The following is a 16,270-nucleotide window of genomic DNA, read 5'->3' on the forward strand; positions in this document are numbered from 1 at the left end:
TCCCTGTGCTCCATGCCCTGCGCCCCATGCCTACTTATATTTGGCCATTTCCCGGGCGGTATCGCGTTCCACGGCCCTGCGCTTTAGGGTTTCGCGGCGGTCATGGAGTCTAAGGCCGCGGGCCAGGGCAATTTCCACCTTGGCTCTGCCCTGCTTGAAATACATCCGGGTGGGTATAACAGTCAGACCCTTTTGCTCCACCTTGCCCATGAGCCGTTTAATCTCGCTTTTGTGCATAAGAAGCCTGCGCGGACGTACCGGGTCATGCTGGGCATAACCGGCGTTTTCATAGGGGGCTATATGCACGTCCACCAGGTAGGCCTCACCCCGGTCAAAGCGCACGTAACCCTCCTTGAAACTGACTTTGCCCGCCCGCAAAGACTTGACCTCGGAGCCTGTCAGGGCCATACCAGCCTCCATGGTTTCCATTATTTCGAAATAATGGCGCACCTTGCGGTTGACCGCAATTATCTTTATGCCGCTTTTGCCTTGTGACATAGCCTACTTCTTGTGCTTGCGCTCAATCCACCAGCGCTTGTCCTGGCTTTCAAACCACCAGGCGGTGTGATCGCTTTCAAAAATCGCCCCGGCCAGTTTGCGGCCGTGCTCCGTCTTTACCCGCTCCCAGGCGTATTCCAGCCACTTAGTTGCGTACCTGTTGCCCAGATCCTCCTGCTCCTTGAGATTCAGGATAAGATCCAGCTGATCCGCATCCTCGGCCAGGCCGGCCTCCAGGGTGCTGTTCTGGTCCAGTTCCTCGTGAAGAGGAATCACTTCTTCTTCCAGACCTGTGCCCCGCAGGGCATCCTCCAGGGCTGACCGGTCATTGGTCTTGTTATACAGCCGGTTGACATAATTCATGTCCCCTACCCTGGATTCGTGAATATCGTGAAAAAGGCACATGTACACGGTCTTTTCCCGGTCCGCCCCGGCCATCCTGGCCAGGATATAGCCTATTACCGCGGTGCGGAAACTGTGCTCGGCCACATTTTCCGAGCCCGTACCCAGAAACTGGTAGCCTGTACGCGGCGTTCTCTTGAGCATGCCCACCTCGTGCAGGAAATCGGCCACACGGGGCAGGTTCAGTTTTGCGGTCATATATTGCGCTTCCTGTAATATAGAATGCTTCAGCCCTGGCTGTGCCACACCAGGCCTGGATAAGCTCTGAGTTAATAGTTGCGCTGCTGCGCTTTGACTGCTCAGCTGCGGTAATCGGAATTGATGCGGATATATTCGTCGGTTAGATCCGAGGCCATGAGAAAATATTCGCCCTGTCCCCTTCCCAGGTCAATATCCACCTGGATATCCCTGGAGGATAGCAGAGGGGCGAAAACCTCGTCTATATCCATATCCACAGGTCTGCCCTTAGAAAAGATCTCCAGGCCCGCCAGGCTGAGCCTGACTTTGTCTGGGTCAAAAACGGCCCCGCTTCTGCCCAGGGCGGCCACAATGCGGCCCCAGTTGGGATCGCACCCGAACATGGCCGTCTTGACCAGACTGGAATTGCCCACCGCCCTGGCCGCCTTGCGCGCGTCCAGGCTGTCTGCCGCCCCGGTTACCCGGATATGCATGACCTTGGTGCCGCCCTCGGCATCCTTGACGATCTGGTAGGCCAGATCCCGGCATACATCCTCCAGGGCTTTTGCTGCTATGTCCCGGTCCCTGCTGGAGTGTAATCCTGCCCTGGATCCACCTCCTGCCAGGGCCAGAACGCAGTCGTTGGTACTGGTATCTCCGTCCACGGTTATGGCATTGAAGCTCTGCTCCATGGCCCCGGCCAGCATCTCCTGCCACAGGGCCCCGTCCACCTGCAGATCCGTCAGAACAAAGGCCAGCATGGTGGCCATATCCGGGCAGATCATGCCCGCTCCCTTGGTCATGCCCCAGAAGCGCACCCGGCCCTGGTCCAGCTCTATCTCCCTGGCTGCGGTCTTGGGAAAGGTGTCCGTGGTCATAATGGCCATGGCCGCCTGTTCCCCGGTGCATTTTCCCAGGTTTTCCACCAGACCGGGCAGGCTTTTTTCCCAGGTGGGCATGGGCATCCTCACGCCGATGACCCCGGTGGAGGCAGGCAGTATTTCCCCGGCAGAAATATCCAGGTGTCCGGCCAGCAGGTCCAGGGTCCTGCGGCAGTCGGCCAGGCCTTCTTCACCGGTGCAGGCATTGGCCTGGCCGGCATTGACCAGCACAGCGCGCATGAGATCGCTGCGGTCTAAGTTTTCCCTGGCCACCAGCACCGGGGCAGCCTGGAATGCGTTGGTGGTGAAAACACCGGCAGCCCTGGCCGGAGTCCGGCTGAATATCAGGGCCAGGTCCGGGCGGTCTTTGTACTTGAATCCAGCCCGGACCGCAGCCAGATCAAACCCCAGGGGTAGATCCTGCATGTCCTGTATCCTTTTTTGTAGCCATTCAATGCAAAATTCTACTGCTGCGTACTCGCATACATTCTTCCCCATGCCCTATGCCCAATACGCTTTGCCCCATGCCCCATGCGCCACGCGCCACGCGCCACGCCCTAACCACAGCATTTCTTGTATTTCTTGCCGCTGCCGCAGGTGCAGGGGTCGTTGCGGCCTACTTTGGGCTCAGCCCTTCGCTGGGGCTCCTTTTTGGCCTCTTTTTTTTCCTCGCCCTTCTGCGGGGCACCGTAGCGCAGGTCTTCCTGTTCCTTGTGCCTGAATCCTTCAACCTCTTCCTTCTTGCGGATCCGCAGGCGGCACAGGGCCCGGACCACGTTTTCCTTTATGCGGAAAAGCAGTTCTTCAAAGAGTTCATACCCCTCGCGCTTGTATTCCCTTTTGGGATCGCGCTGGCCGTAACCGCGCAGGCCGATGCCCTGCTTTAAGTGATCCATCTGCAGAAGATGCTCTTTCCAGTTGCGGTCCAGGCTTTCCAGAAGGAAAAACCGCAGCACCTCCTCGTACTGATCCCCGGCGTCCGCCTTGAGCTGTTCCAGGTGGGCATGGACGGCGTTCAGGGTCTTTTCCTTTTCCGGGGACTCCACTTCCGGGAGCAGGCGCTTGATATTGAAAATTTCTTCCAGTCGTCCCATGAGCATGGAGCGTTCTTCTTCATCCTCCAGGCTGTCCGGAGTGCTCTCGCCCACCGGGGAGTAGACATCATCCAGGACATCCTGGATCATGTCCAGGACGTAATCCTCGAGTTTTTCCGCGTGCATCAGCTCCCTGCGCTGGGTATAGATGACGGTTCTCTGCTGGTTCATGACGTCGTCAAAGTCCAGAAGCTGCTTGCGGATATTGAAATTGTGCGCTTCCACCTTGGTCTGGGCGTTTTCAATGGCCCGGGAGATCATATTGTTTTCAATGGGCTGGCCGTCCTCCATGCCCAGCTTGTCCATCATCCCGGTTATGCGCTCGGAACCAAAAAGCCTGAGCAGGCTGTCGTCTAAGGCCAGGTAGAACCTGGATGAACCGGGATCGCCCTGACGACCGGCCCTGCCCCGGAGCTGGTTGTCTATGCGCCGGCTTTCGTGGCGCTCAGTGCCCAGGATGTGCAGGCCTCCGAGTTCGCGAACTCCTTCCCCCAGGACTATGTCCGTACCCCTTCCGGCCATGTTGGTAGCCAGGGTCACGCGTCCCATTTCTCCGGCCCGGGCCACGATCTCCGCCTCACGCTCGTGGTGCTTGGCGTTTAAGACCTCGTGGGGAACTTCTCTTTTGTTCAAAAGTTTAGACAGGTGCTCGGATTTTTCTATGGATGTGGTCCCCACAAGCACCGGCTGTCCCCTGGAATGCAGCTCCAGCAGGTCGTCGGCGATGGCGTTGAATTTTTCCTGCTGTGTCTTGTAGACCACATCAGGCAGGTCCTCACGGATCATGGGTTTGTGCGTGGGGATCACCGACACATCCAGGTTGTAAATTTCTTTGAATTCAACCGCCTCGGTGTCTGCGGTACCGGTCATACCGGCCAGCTTGTCATACAGCCGGAAGTAGTTCTGAAAAGTGATGGAGGCCAGGGTCTGGTTCTCTGCTTCCACCTTGACCCCTTCCTTGGCCTCCAGGGCCTGGTGCAGGCCGTCCCCGAAACGCCGGCCCGGCATCAGCCTGCCGGTAAACTCGTCCACGATGATCACCTGGCCGTCCTTGACTATGTATTCCGAGTCCCGGCCGAACAGATGGTGGGCCTTGAGGGCCTGCAGTACATGGTGCTGGTAAGTTATGTTTTCCGGATCATAGAGGTTTTCCAGGCCCAGTATATTTTCCACCCTGTGCACGCCTTCCTCGGTGAGGGTAACGGTCTTGGCCTTTTCGTCTATGTTGAAGTGTTCGTCTTTTTTGAGTTTGGGTACCATGGAATTCATCCGGGCATACAGGTCAACGGATATGTCCGCTGGCCCGGAAATAATAAGCGGGGTACGGGCCTCGTCGATGAGTATGCAGTCCACCTCGTCCACAATGGCGAACTGCAGGTCGCGCTGCACCAGCTGGTAGGCGTAAAACTTCATGTGATCGCGCAGATAGTCGAAACCAAACTCGTTGTTGGTTCCGTAGGTTATGTCCGCGGCGTAGGCCTGCCTTCGATCCTCGTCGCTCATACCGTGCACCACCACGCCCACATCCAGTCCCAGGAAATTGTAGAGCCGGCCCATCCACTCGGCATCGCGCCGGGCCAGGTAGTCGTTGACAGTGACAATGTGCACTCCTCTGCCGGTCAGGGCATTGAGCACAACCGGCAGGGTGGCCACCACTGTTTTACCTTCACCGGTCTTCATCTCGGCAATGCGGCCCTGGTGCAGAACTATCCCGCCTATGAGCTGGACGTCGAAATGGCGCATGCCCAGGACCCTGTGCGAGGCTTCCCGGACCACGGCAAACACGTGGGGCAGAAGATCATCCAGGGAAGCCCCGGCAGCGGCCTCCTCTTTCCAGGCCTGGACCCTGGACTGAAGCTGCTCGTCACTTAGAGAACTTATTTCCTCTTCCAGGGAGTTGATACGTTCCACCAGGGGCCTTAAACTTTTGAGGTACCTTTCGTTTTTACTTCCGAATATTTTTTTGACTATATTAAACATCAAATTCCTCTAGCCCGAAAGTGCCTGGACCAGCACTTTTTGAGCATTTATTTACAAACTGAGCAAGGATTCACCATTTCGTCCAGCACCTTGTGCTGTTAAACTCTTTCACCGGCTCTAAGGCACACTCTACTCTTCCCAGGCCTCCAGGACATGGATCTCGTTGTTCAAGGGATCAATCCTGCCCAGACGCAGCCTGAAGGCCTGTCCGATCATGGTCTTGCCTCCGAAGACCTCGTGCGGAGCTCTGATGAGCACCTGCTCCCGGGGCAGGGATAATACCACCGGGCCGCTGTTGTCCACCACCACCCCGGTCCAGGTAGTGTGCCTGGCCTGCTGTTTGAAATAGAGCAGCTTCCAGTACCTGGGGCGAAATTTCTGGATCCTGCTCACCTGTCCCATGCGGGTGTTCATAAAGGGCAGCATTTTCTCCAGCCAGGTCCTGTCCCTCACCGGGTGCCCGGAAAGAGCCGCAGCTATCTGGGCCTGATTCACCAGGTCCACGTATCTGCGCAGGGGCGAGGTAACCGAGGCGTATGCCCCGGCTCCGATGGACCTGTGGGGACGCGGCCGGGTCTCGGTGAGGGTCGCCCCCATGGAGCGTATCACCCGGTAAATCTCCTCGGGCTTTCGCCATACCCCGCTGTAATCTTTGGGCAGGACTATATCCTGGGTGCGGTATAAAAGTGGGATATCTTTCTCCCTTGCCCAGCTGGCCAGGACGGTGTTGCAAAGCAGCATGAACTCGGACACGATGAGATGAGCCCCGGGATGGGTCACCCCGGGCATCAGGCTGACCAGGGTCTGTCTGGGTGTATGCTCCAGCCTGATGATTGGTTCGTTTTGCTCTATGATTACCGCACCCTGCTCCAGCCTTTTTGCCCGCAGGGTCCTGGCCAGCCTCAGGGCCGAGCCCAGGCGGGATGCCGGGTCCATGGCCAGCTCGTCCTCCACTTCGGCATAGGTCCGGTTGGCCTGTACCCGGACCCATTCCAGGCGAGGCTGCAACCTGTACACTATACCCTGAAAATCCAGATCAATATCCAGGACCATTGCCGGGCGTCTCTGACCCTGGTTCAGGCTGAACATCTCCTCGGCCAGAATCCGGGGCAGCATATCGCTTTTTCCCTCGGGCAGATATAGACTGGAAACTCTGTGGGCTACATCCCGGTCCAGTTCTGATCCGAAAGTCCAGTAAAGGCCCGGACCGGCCAGGGCCAGGGTCAGCGAATAGCCGTCTGCATGCTCCCGGATATAAAAAGCGTCGTCAATATCCCGGGTAGAGGCGGAGTCGATGCTTATCAGCCCGTCAACTGCCGGCTCGCCGCTTTCCTGCTCCAGCTTCCGGGAAAGGGCCTGAATCTCCGGGTCATGCGTTTTTGACCATGAGTCTTCCCAGGCATAAGCCGCCTGCTCCAGCATGTAGTTGTAGTGCTCCGGATAAATGCCCCAGGCCCTGGCCAGGATAAAAGGCAGGTGCGGATCCTGGGGCAGACCCGCGGAAAGCTTGCTCCAAAGGTCCTGAGTATGGGGATCTTCAGGGTTTTTAATGCGCTGGACCAGAATATTTTTAAGCTGTCCGGCCAGTTCCGGGTCTTCCGGCTCCGGTTGGTCCCCGGGGGAATATTCACCTGAATGCAGCTTCCTGAAAAAATCTTTGCCGATACTCACCAGACGTTCTCTTTCCCGGTGCAGGCGTTCCTCCTCCATCTTTTTTTCGGCTGTTTCCCGGGAAAAAACCTCAAAATCGGGAGGTGAAAACTTGAAATGAGTCCTGGCCTGGAGCATGGCCCTGCCCAGTGCGGCTGTCCGGTCCGCATCCGGCTCATCCCAGATAAGGCCTGCGAACCAGAAAATGGAGGCCTGGACGATCTCTCCCTGGGCCATGGACCATACGTCCATTACGTCCAGGTCCTCCTGGATACTGTTGCGCCTGTGGTGATGCTCCTGCAAAAGCTGCAGCACGTCCTGCCTGGACAGGTCCGGAGAGTACACCGGACCTGTCCAGGGCATGACTCTTGCAATCGGCAGTTTGACTTCGCGCTGGTTTATGTTCAGCACCCGGACCCTTGGAGACTGGACCTCCTGGATCCAGGATACAAGAGGCTGGTTGTTCTGCAGGTATTCCACCACCTGCCCGGGGCGCAGTTCAGCTCTGTGGTGCTTGTAATCGTTCAAAGGCCTCGCCTTTAGTGTTTAAATGACCGCTGTCCGGTAAATACCATGGCTGCCTGGGGTTGTGCCTCGTTCAGGGCCTGGATGACCTCGTGATCGCGCATGGAACCCCCCGGCTGAGCAATGGCGGTGATCCCCTGTTCCAGGGCCAGGTCCACCCCGTCCCTGAAGGGGAAGAAGCCGTCGGATACCATGACCGCCCCGGGAAGATCCGCCCGTTCCTTGAGGGCCTTTTCTTCCACTGATGAAAGCAGATCTTTGGCCTCAGGGTCCGTCCTGGCCTTTTCCCTGGCCTGGTATATGGACTGTCCGGTCTGTTTGAAAATCTCCATGTCCATGTACTTGGTATAGGCCTTGTGAATTGTCAGGTCCACGCAGCCCACCCGGTCCTGCTCCCCGGTGCCTATGGACAGTGTGCGGCCATCCCGGGCGAAAAGCACGGAATTGGAAGTAACTCCTGCCTCCACCGCCCAGGCGAAAAGAAGATCTTCTGTCTCACGCTGGTCAGGATGCCTGGCACTTACAACCTGGTCTTTGCCCTGGGCCTGGGCCGGGATAAAATCTTCTGGCTCGCGCATACGGCTGGTAAAGGAAAACTGGACTATGACACCGCCGTCCTGCATGGACTTGATATCCAGAAAAGGATAGTCGGCAAATTCCTGCAGCCTGCCCAGACCGGCCATTTTGATGATACGCAGATTTTTTCTGGTCTTGAGCCTGTCCAGGGCTCCAGGCTCGAAATCGGGAGCTGCCACCACCTCCAGGTAATTATCCGCAAGAAACTCGGCCCCGGCCAGGTCTATGGGCCTGTTGAGCACCACCGCCCCGCCGAAGGCAGCAATGCGGTCCGAGTAGTAGGCCTTCTGCAGTATATCCAGGACCCCCTCACTGGACCAGGCCGCCCCGCAGGGATTGTTGTGTTTGAGGATAACCGCCGCAGGTTTTTTGTGCAGATACTGCAGGACATTGATACCGTTGTCCACGTCGGTAAGATTGATTTTGCCTGGATGTTTGCCCGCCTGGAGCATGTCATCCTCCGTAATGGCCGAAACCAGACCCTGGCCCGCACCCTTGAACTTTACCCCGCCAAGCTCCAGACCGCCGCCAACAGGCTCGTACATGGCCGCCGCCTGGTCCGGATTCTCCCCGTAGCGAAGCCCCTTCTCCTGGTCCTGTACCACCCAGGTCCTTTTGCGCATCCTGATTTCCTGATCCCCGAGCCTGATACTCATTTCTCTGGGAAAAGGGTCTTCTTTAATGTCCTTGTACATCTTTCTCAAATCCTGCATGTTTTACATCCTCCTAAATGTGCTTTTTCGGGGTTGCTCAAGAGACTTTTTTTTCATAACACAGGCCTGTTGCAGGGGCAAACTTTTTCAAACCTGCAACCCGAATGGACTGGCCATAAAAATTGTGATTATTCACCGAATTGCCAAAGCAAAGCAGAGACAAGCTGCTGACATTTACTAAAAAATATTGATTTTCAAGGACGGCACGCAGTTATGGAAAAGGTTCTCAAGAAGCTGGCAGACGAACTCAACAGCCTGGACGAAGCGTCCCTCATCAGCCTGTGGGACAAGTACTATGAACGGGTGCAGAATTTCTCCCCCAGCCGTGAATGGGAGGAAGATATACTTATTCTGTCCATGATCCAGTCCGTGCGCTGGAAAAACCAGCTTTTCAACCAGTGCCTGAGCCAGCAGTCAGGGATCCCTTCAAAGCACGAAGAAAAAAAGGACTCACTGCGGCCAGTCAGAAGGGACAAGGTCAAGAAATCCGCCAAGGTGCTCAGCTTCAAACCTCGAGAGTAAGGCATGTCCGTATAGGAGGCTGTAGTAATAGCGCACACTTTCCACGAAATTAACCGCTTCATATCCCCGTGTATAGCCCCGGGGCACAGTTTCGTAATATTCTTTGTAGCTTAAGAGGGGATAAGTTTTTTTAAGCCCGTTCCAGGAATCAGGGTTATAGCCCTGACGCTCAGCCAGCGTCCTGGCATCATAAACATGCCCCAGGCCCTGATTGTATGCGGCCAGGGCCATAAACCACTTGTCCCAGGACTCAATGCCTATTCTATCCATGCGCTCCCCGAGCATCTGCAGGTACCTGGCTCCACCGGCGATGCTCTGGTGAGGGTCCAGGTGGTCTTCTATACCCAGAAATTCAGCCGTATGCGAGGTGATCTGCATTAGACCCCTTACCCCGGTGCGGCTTGTTGCCCCTGGATCAAAGCGCGACTCCTGGTAAATGATCGCCACCAGCAGTAAAGGGTCCAGACTGTACCTCCTGGAAACATCCCTGATTGTCTGTGCATACTTAGGCATCTCATTTTGCAGGGCATGCTGAAACTGTCTTAGTTCATATGGATCCTGTTCTTTAGGATAAAATCCCAGATACCTCTCCAACAGTTCATCCAGCAGTCCGGAATTCTTGATATCTTCCCAGAACCGTTCCAGATTGCGGTCCAGATTCATATAATGACTGCTCCAGAGCCAGTTCAGGGAGTAAGTCTCATCCAGTTCTTCCGTTCTGCGCACCTCCGGATAAAACCCCTTCCAGAAGGTGTAGTTCTTTTCATCCTTGATACCGAAGCGAAACCTGCGTTCAGCAAGGGCGTCAAAAAAATCCTTTCCAGGCTCAGGCCTTTTGGAAGGCTCCAATTCACACTGCAGAACTTCACGCACATCCTGCAGAATTTTGTCGAAAGCCGACCTGCCGGGGACAACCACGTCGGTTGCGCAAAGGTCCTCCAGGCTTCTCAAAGGATAACGCCACTGGTTGTGCAGGACGAGAAACCGGCCCTCCAGGTAGACCGGCCCTCTTTGAAGACTTTTTTTATCCGGGGTCTGCATGCCCGGTACCGGCAGGAGAAGCTGCAGATCATGGTTGATAAGTTTTTCCATGCCCTGTCTAAAATCCTGCAACTCCACCCAGACCGGGGTCAGTCCGTTGCGGCTGCAGAAAAGCTCCACAAGCTCACGGTCCAGGCCGGGACCATAAGGGCTTAGATTTGCATCAACTCTTTGAGAGGGCTTGAAGCCGATTCTGATGGTGTCTTCGGTCCACTGGCGAAGTTCCATGCGGTAGGAGTACTCATACCAGAAGACTAAAACCCCCTGCACCAGCAGCAGACAAATTATTGCAGCGATTTCTTTTGAGGATATACAGTAATTTAAACGATAGGACATGCCTGAACAGACTCCTTGACCAGTTAATGCTGAGCAAATGCTGTATGACAAAGTACTCCAATTTATTACTTTACTTTATTTCCGGGTAAATGGCAAATTTGCTCATCAAGGCCCGCATTGACTTTGCCTGTTTGCTATTTTAAAAAAACAGGCTATTTGCAAAAATTCAGGCACACACCCCCCATCCGAGCCCGGGGCGAAGCGCACTGCAAGACATAATTACCGCAGAGATTACGGAGGCTGATTCATGTCCAATATCGTTGTATTCGGGACCCAGTGGGGTGACGAAGGAAAGGGAAAAATAGTCGACCTTCTTACCGAGCGCGCCGAGGTAATTGTCAGGTTCCAGGGAGGCAACAATGCCGGGCATACCCTGGTCACCAGGGACAAGAAGTTCATCCTGCATCTGATCCCCTCGGGCATCCTGCATCCGGACAAACTTTGCCTCATCGGCAACGGGGTGGTTCTGGACCCGGAAGTTTTGTGCAGGGAAATGGATGACCTGCATCAGGGGGGAATTGAAATCACACCTGACAGCCTTGGAATAAGCAGAAAGACCCATCTTATAATGCCTTACCACAAGGAGCTGGACAGGGCCAGGGAGCAGGCCAAGTCCGGTAAGGACAGGATAGGCACTACCGGCAGGGGCATCGGGCCGTGCTACGAGGACAAGATGTCCCGCGTGGGCATCAGGGCCGGGGACATGCAGGACAGCGAACTTATGCTGGCCAAAATCAAAAAGGCCCTGCCGGAAAAAAACGCCCTGCTGCAGAGCCTGTACCAGAACACCCCCCTAGAGGCAGAAAATGTCCTGCAGTCCATAGCCCCTTATGCAGACAGGTTGGTGCCCTATTTGACCGATGTATCCCTAAAGATCCAGGAAGCCAGGGAAGCCGGGCGCACAGTGATGTTCGAGGGCGCCCAGGGGGTGCAGCTGGATATAGATCACGGAACCTACCCCTTTGTAACCTCGTCCAATACCATCACTGCCAACGCCTCTGCAGGCACCGGGAGTTATTACAGCATGGACGAGGCCATAGGCGTGGTCAAGGCCTATACCACCCGGGTTGGTCAGGGCCCTTTCCCCACCCAGCAGGACAACGACGTGGGAGAACATATGCAGGTTCAGGGAGCTGAGTACGGTTCCACCACAGGACGCAAAAGACGCTGCGGATGGCTTGACTTGGTTATTCTCAGAGAGGCGGTGAGACTGTGCGGACCAACTGCGCTGGCCATTACCAAGCTGGATGTCATGAGCGGCCTGGATACCATCAGGGTCTGCACCGCCTATGAGTATAAAGGACAGCAGATCCTTTATCCTCCTCAGGAAGAAAACGCCATGTCCCTGGTCACACCCGTATACCAGGAACTCCCCGGCTGGAGCCAAGATATAAGCCAGTGCAGAACCCGCCTTGACCTGCCGCGGAATGCGCGCATGTATATCGAGCACATTGAAGATGCCCTGAAAACTCCGGCCAGAATAATATCTGTGGGTCCGGACCGGGAACAGACCATCAGGTAGCCTGCAGGGGCTAGAGTTTTAATGACCATGTCTTCTGCACCTTCAACAGCCATCCAGGAACAGAGCAACGCAGCCGGGCTTCTCCTCAGGCTGGTCGACAACCCGCCCTGCAGCTTGGTTCTCGAAGGCGGCAGTCAGACACAGAGAAGCGCCCTTGCCGGATACCTGCTCAAAGCCCTGCACTGCAGAAACCCTGGAGATGGTCCGTGTCTTAAATGCGATATGTGTGTCAAGATTGAGGCTGATGCTTTCAGGGACCTCTTCCGGCTTACCCCCCTGGAGGGCCTGTCTGTCGATGAAGTCAGGGAAATTAGGCCCGCTCTTTCCCAGAGCCCGCATCACGGCTGGCGGATGGTGGTGGTGGAGGAGGCCGGTGAAATGAACGCGTCTTGCGCCAATGCTCTCCTCAAATCCGTGGAAGAGCCTGTAAGCCGGAATATTTTTGTATTCCTGTCCAATGAAAGGCAGTCCATCCTGCCCACCATCGTTTCCAGGAGTTTTGTGCTCACCCTGGGTAGAACACCAGGGACAGGCCTTGAATCCGGGCAGGAAGAACTGTATTCGGACTTCAGCACTTTTGTCCTTCATGGAAAAGGTTTTATGCACAAATGCTCCAAAAAGGAGAATTTCGACCTGACCGGAGCCAGGCAGTTCCTGGTGAGAATCCGCCTGGACCTGGCCCGGGGCATGCGGGGGGAAAAAAGCCTTTTTAAGAACATTGAGCCTGTAAAAGCAAACAAAATGCTTCTAACCCTGCAAAAGGCGGAGCAGGCACTGGCATTCAAGGCGCGCACCGACCTTGTAATGCAGTGGCTGGCCCTGACCATGTGGAAAATTTTCAATAAAAAACAGTAAGCACCTGTATACTGCTCAATTTTTTTCTGCCCGCCGGGCAAAGGAGAACTTAATAATCTTATGTTTACCGAACAGGATATTTATCTTTACAAGCAGGGAAGACACTTTCGCCTGTACAAGCACCTCGGAGCCCAGGTGGTCATGCATGGCGGTGTACGCGGAACCTACTTCGGGGTATGGGCCCCCAACGCGGAACAGGTCAGCGTCATTGGAGATTTCAACTACTGGGACAACACTACCCATCAGCTCAATGTCCGCGGCGACGGTTCCGGCATCTGGGAAGGATTTGTGCCCGAGGCCATGCCCGGTCATAAGTACAAGTACCATATCCGCTCCAGATTTCAGGGCTACAGTGTGGACAAGGGCGATCCCTTCGGATTCTACTGGGAAACAGCTCCCAGCACAGCTTCCATTATCTGGCAGATGGACTACCAGTGGGGAGATGAAGAATGGATGCAGAACCGCCGGGAAAAAAACCGCCAGGACAAGCCCTTGAGCATCTACGAAATGCACCTGGGTTCATGGATGCGGGATCCGGATAATCCCGAGAGGCTCCTGAGTTACCGGGAACTGGCTGACAGGCTGCCGGGGTATCTTGTGGACATGGGCTTTACCCACGTAGAATTTATGCCCGTGGCCGAACATCCTTTTTACGGATCCTGGGGTTACCAGATCCTGGGATTTTTTGCCCCCACCAGCCGCTACGGGACTCCCCAGGACTTCATGTATCTCATAGATGTCCTGCACCAGCACGGCATAGGGGTCATCCTGGACTGGGTGCCTTCCCATTTCCCCACCGACGAGGTGGGACTGGGATTTTTCGACGGCACCCACCTGTATGAGCATATGGACAGTCGCAAGGGGTTTCACCCGGAATGGAAAAGCTACATTTTCAATTACGGCCGCAATGAGGTGGTCAGCTTTCTTATAAGCAACGCCCTTTTCTGGCTGGACTACTACCACATAGACGGGCTTCGCCTGGACGCTGTGGCTTCCATGCTCTACCTGGATTACGCCCGTGAGGACGGTGACTGGGAGCCCAACGAATTCGGGGGCAATGAAAACCTGGACGCCATAAGCTTTCTCAAGCACCTCAACAGTGAGGTGTACCGCTCTTATCCGGATGTCCAGACCTTTGCCGAGGAATCCACTTCCTGGCCCATGGTTTCCAGGCCTACATACGTAGGGGGCCTGGGATTCGGATACAAGTGGAACATGGGCTGGATGAACGACACCCTGAGCTACATGAGCAGAGAGCCGGTATTTCGCAAGTATCACCACAACCAGATGACCTTCAGCATCTGGTACGCCTTTACCGAAAATTTCGTCCTGCCCCTGTCCCATGACGAGGTGGTGCACCTCAAAGGATCACTGGTCACAAAAATGCCCGGTGACGACTGGCAGAAGCTGGCCAACCTGCGGCTTCTTTTGGGCTACATGTATGCGCATCCCGGCAAAAAGCTTTTGTTCATGGGGGCTGAAATGGCCCAGTGGACTGAATGGAACCATGACAAGAGCCTGGACTGGCATCTTCTGCAATACGACCGGCACAGGCAGGTTCAGGACTGGCTGCGTGAGGTGAATAACCTGTACCGCAACCGCCCCCAGCTTTACGAGCTGGATTTCGAACCAGGGGGATTCTCCTGGATCGACTGTACCGACTCGGACAACAGCGTATTATCCTTTATCCGCCGGGACAAAGAGAAGAAGCCGCTGATTATGGCCGCCAATTTCACGCCTGTGCCCAGGCATGATTATATCCTGGGGGTACCGGGACCTGGACCCTACAGGGAGATACTCAACAGCGACGATGCCCGGTTCGGAGGTTCTCACCTGGTCAACCCGGATGTCTATCACGCTCAGGAAATCCAGGCCCATGGATATTCCCACCGCCTGAGCCTGACACTTCCCCCCCTGGGCATATTGTTCATGGAGCAGAGCTGATGAAGAGGTTAAACGGCATACTCCTGCACATATCATCACTGCCTGGACCCTACGGATCAGGCGACATGGGTCCACATGCCTACCGCTTTGTTGATTTTCTGGCCGGCAGCAGGCAGAAGATCTGGCAGATACTGCCCCTTAACCCCACCACACCCGGGACCGGCAATTCACCCTATTCCAGCTACAGCGCATTTGCCGGCAATCCGCTTTTTATTGATCCGGAAGCGCTGCAGGACAAGGGTCTTCTTGATCCGCAGGATACAAGAGATCTGCCCGGCTTTCCAGAACACCGCACGGATTATGAACTGGCCGGCGACTTTAAAAAATCCTTGCTGCAAAAGGCCTTCAAGCGCAACAGGGAAAGCCTGGAAAACGGTTCAAAGTTCGAGCTTTTCTGCCGCAACCATTCCTTCTGGCTTGATGACTTCGCTCTGTTCAGCGCCCTCAAGGAACATTTCAGCGGAGCACCATGGTACAGGTGGCCAAGAAAGATCAGGCTTCGCCACCTTGAAGCCGTGGAGGAATTTAAAAACAGACTGTCAAATGAAATATTGCGGGAAAAATTCTGTCAGTACTTATTTTTCAGTCAGTGGCAGAAACTTAAAACCTACGCCAATAACCACAACGTGCTCATATTCGGGGATCTGCCCATCTATGTCAGCCTGGACAGCTGCGACGTATGGTCCAACCCGCACCTCTTTTTGCTGGACCAGGAGAAAAACCCCACCAGGGTGGCAGGAGCTCCGCCGGATTATTTCAGTGAAACAGGGCAGTTGTGGGGCAATCCCATTTATGACTGGGAAGAATGCGCCAGGGAGAATTACCAGTGGTGGATCAAGCGCATAAGGCAGAACCTGGTTATGTTCGATCTTTTAAGATTTGATCATTTCCGGGGGTTTGCCTCCTACTGGAGCATACCTGCCGGTGCCCAAACCGCAGTTGACGGTAAATGGGAGGAAGGCCCCGGGCACCGTTTCTGGTCCGCCCTGACCAGTGAAATATCCCCGGCTCATTTTGTGGCCGAGGACCTGGGATACATTACTGAAGATGTACTGGAGCTAAGGGACAGTTACGGCCTGCCGGGAATGAAGATCCTCCAGTTCGCCTTTGGCGAGGATATGCCCACCAACCCTTATATACCTCACAATCATATACCCAATTGCGTGATCTATCCGGGAACTCACGACAACAACACGGTGAGAGGATGGTTTGAAAATGAACTGGATTCCATAGCCAAAAAAAGGCTCAGCGAGTATACCGGGCGAAGGCTCGATGCAGAAAATATTTGCAGGGAAATTATCCGCATGGCCATGTCCTCACCGGCCAGATTATGTGTTTTACCCATGCAGGATGTACTCGGCTTAGACGGGCGTTTCCGCATGAATACACCGTCTGTTGCCCGAGGAAACTGGGAGTGGCGTGTAAAAAGTGCAGAAATTGGCATTGATATCAAGGAATTTTTGCTCTACTTTACCACCATCTACGGTAGAGACAATCACTTTGATGCCGGTACGAACCATACATAAAGCCGGAGATGAATAAGCCCGGAAACCT

At 55.0% G+C, this 16,270-nt stretch carries 12 protein-coding genes; 5 read left to right on the plus strand and 7 right to left on the minus strand.

Features of this window, described 5'->3' with window-relative positions:
• Window positions 1-30: 30 nt before the first annotated feature.
• The 6 genes from smpB to DTHIO_RS08300 form a co-directional block, all read right to left on the minus strand.
• A complete protein-coding gene (gene smpB, locus DTHIO_RS08275) occupies window positions 31-498 on the minus strand; it encodes an SsrA-binding protein SmpB (protein WP_008869855.1) in 468 nt (155 codons plus the stop codon).
• Window positions 499-501: 3 nt separating this feature from the next.
• Window positions 502-1,098 carry an HD domain-containing protein gene (locus tag DTHIO_RS08280; RefSeq protein WP_008869856.1) on the minus strand — a complete coding sequence of 199 codons (597 nt, stop codon included), beginning with the start codon at window positions 1,096-1,098 and terminating at the stop codon, window positions 502-504.
• Window positions 1,099-1,199: 101 nt separating this feature from the next.
• Window positions 1,200-2,384 carry a bifunctional glutamate N-acetyltransferase/amino-acid acetyltransferase ArgJ gene (gene argJ / locus DTHIO_RS08285; protein WP_008869857.1) on the minus strand — a complete coding sequence of 395 codons (1,185 nt, stop codon included), beginning with the start codon at window positions 2,382-2,384 and terminating at the stop codon, window positions 1,200-1,202.
• A gap of 131 nt (window positions 2,385-2,515) precedes the next feature.
• Complete coding sequence (gene secA, locus DTHIO_RS08290; RefSeq protein ID WP_008869858.1) at window positions 2,516-5,032, minus strand: preprotein translocase subunit SecA; 2,517 nt, start codon at window positions 5,030-5,032, stop codon at window positions 2,516-2,518.
• 129 nt (window positions 5,033-5,161) lie between these two features.
• Window positions 5,162-7,210, minus strand: coding sequence for a ribonuclease catalytic domain-containing protein (locus tag DTHIO_RS08295; RefSeq protein ID WP_008869859.1), 2,049 nt, complete (start codon window positions 7,208-7,210; stop codon window positions 5,162-5,164).
• Between the two features lie 11 nt (window positions 7,211-7,221).
• Complete coding sequence (locus DTHIO_RS08300) at window positions 7,222-8,496, minus strand: IMP cyclohydrolase (RefSeq protein ID WP_008869860.1); 1,275 nt, start codon at window positions 8,494-8,496, stop codon at window positions 7,222-7,224.
• Window positions 8,497-8,709: 213 nt separating this feature from the next.
• Between DTHIO_RS08300 and DTHIO_RS08310 the strand changes: the two genes are divergently transcribed.
• Complete coding sequence (locus DTHIO_RS08310; protein ID WP_008869861.1) at window positions 8,710-9,018, plus strand: hypothetical protein; 309 nt, start codon at window positions 8,710-8,712, stop codon at window positions 9,016-9,018.
• Here DTHIO_RS08310 and DTHIO_RS19730 read toward each other — a convergent pair.
• Complete coding sequence (locus DTHIO_RS19730) at window positions 8,947-10,395, minus strand: MltF family protein (protein ID WP_008869862.1); 1,449 nt, start codon at window positions 10,393-10,395, stop codon at window positions 8,947-8,949. The genes DTHIO_RS08310 and DTHIO_RS19730 overlap by 72 nt on opposite strands.
• A gap of 247 nt (window positions 10,396-10,642) precedes the next feature.
• Between DTHIO_RS19730 and DTHIO_RS08320 the strand changes: the two genes are divergently transcribed.
• The 4 genes from DTHIO_RS08320 to malQ are packed head-to-tail and all read left to right on the plus strand — an operon-like array spanning window position 10,643 to window position 16,242.
• Entirely contained in the window at window positions 10,643-11,917 is a 1,275-nt protein-coding gene (locus DTHIO_RS08320) for an adenylosuccinate synthase (RefSeq protein ID WP_008869863.1), read from the plus strand.
• Between the two features lie 27 nt (window positions 11,918-11,944).
• Window positions 11,945-12,772, plus strand: coding sequence for a DNA polymerase III delta subunit-related protein (locus tag DTHIO_RS19735; protein WP_161598649.1), 828 nt, complete (start codon window positions 11,945-11,947; stop codon window positions 12,770-12,772).
• Window positions 12,773-12,832: 60 nt separating this feature from the next.
• Window positions 12,833-14,716 carry a 1,4-alpha-glucan branching protein GlgB gene (gene glgB / locus DTHIO_RS08330; protein WP_008869865.1) on the plus strand — a complete coding sequence of 628 codons (1,884 nt, stop codon included), beginning with the start codon at window positions 12,833-12,835 and terminating at the stop codon, window positions 14,714-14,716.
• Entirely contained in the window at window positions 14,716-16,242 is a 1,527-nt protein-coding gene (malQ, locus tag DTHIO_RS08335; protein WP_008869866.1) for a 4-alpha-glucanotransferase, read from the plus strand. The genes glgB and malQ overlap by 1 nt, the downstream gene beginning before the upstream one ends.
• Window positions 16,243-16,270 lie beyond the last annotated feature (28 nt).

It is taken from the genome of Desulfonatronospira thiodismutans ASO3-1, assembly GCF_000174435.1.
Taxonomy (GTDB): Bacteria; Desulfobacterota; Desulfovibrionia; order Desulfovibrionales; family Desulfonatronovibrionaceae; genus Desulfonatronospira; species Desulfonatronospira thiodismutans.

Bases quoted from the DNA above. Each gene is read 5' to 3' on its own strand.
- smpB (WP_008869855.1), bottom strand. From the start codon at position 498: ATGTCACAAGGCAAAAGCGGCATAAAGATAATTGCGGTCAACCGCAAG.
- DTHIO_RS08280 (WP_008869856.1), bottom strand. From the start codon at position 1,098: ATGACCGCAAAACTGAACCTGCCCCGTGTGGCCGATTTCCTGCACGAG.
- argJ (WP_008869857.1), bottom strand. From the start codon at position 2,384: ATGCAGGATCTACCCCTGGGGTTTGATCTGGCTGCGGTCCGGGCTGGA.
- secA (WP_008869858.1), bottom strand. From the start codon at position 5,032: ATGTTTAATATAGTCAAAAAAATATTCGGAAGTAAAAACGAAAGGTAC.
- DTHIO_RS08300 (WP_008869860.1), bottom strand. From the start codon at position 8,496: ATGCAGGATTTGAGAAAGATGTACAAGGACATTAAAGAAGACCCTTTT.
- DTHIO_RS08310 (WP_008869861.1), top strand. From the start codon at position 8,710: ATGGAAAAGGTTCTCAAGAAGCTGGCAGACGAACTCAACAGCCTGGAC.
- DTHIO_RS19730 (WP_008869862.1), bottom strand. From the start codon at position 10,395: ATGTCCTATCGTTTAAATTACTGTATATCCTCAAAAGAAATCGCTGCA.
- DTHIO_RS08320 (WP_008869863.1), top strand. From the start codon at position 10,643: ATGTCCAATATCGTTGTATTCGGGACCCAGTGGGGTGACGAAGGAAAG.
- DTHIO_RS19735 (WP_161598649.1), top strand. From the start codon at position 11,945: ATGTCTTCTGCACCTTCAACAGCCATCCAGGAACAGAGCAACGCAGCC.
- glgB (WP_008869865.1), top strand. From the start codon at position 12,833: ATGTTTACCGAACAGGATATTTATCTTTACAAGCAGGGAAGACACTTT.
- malQ (WP_008869866.1), top strand. From the start codon at position 14,716: ATGAAGAGGTTAAACGGCATACTCCTGCACATATCATCACTGCCTGGA.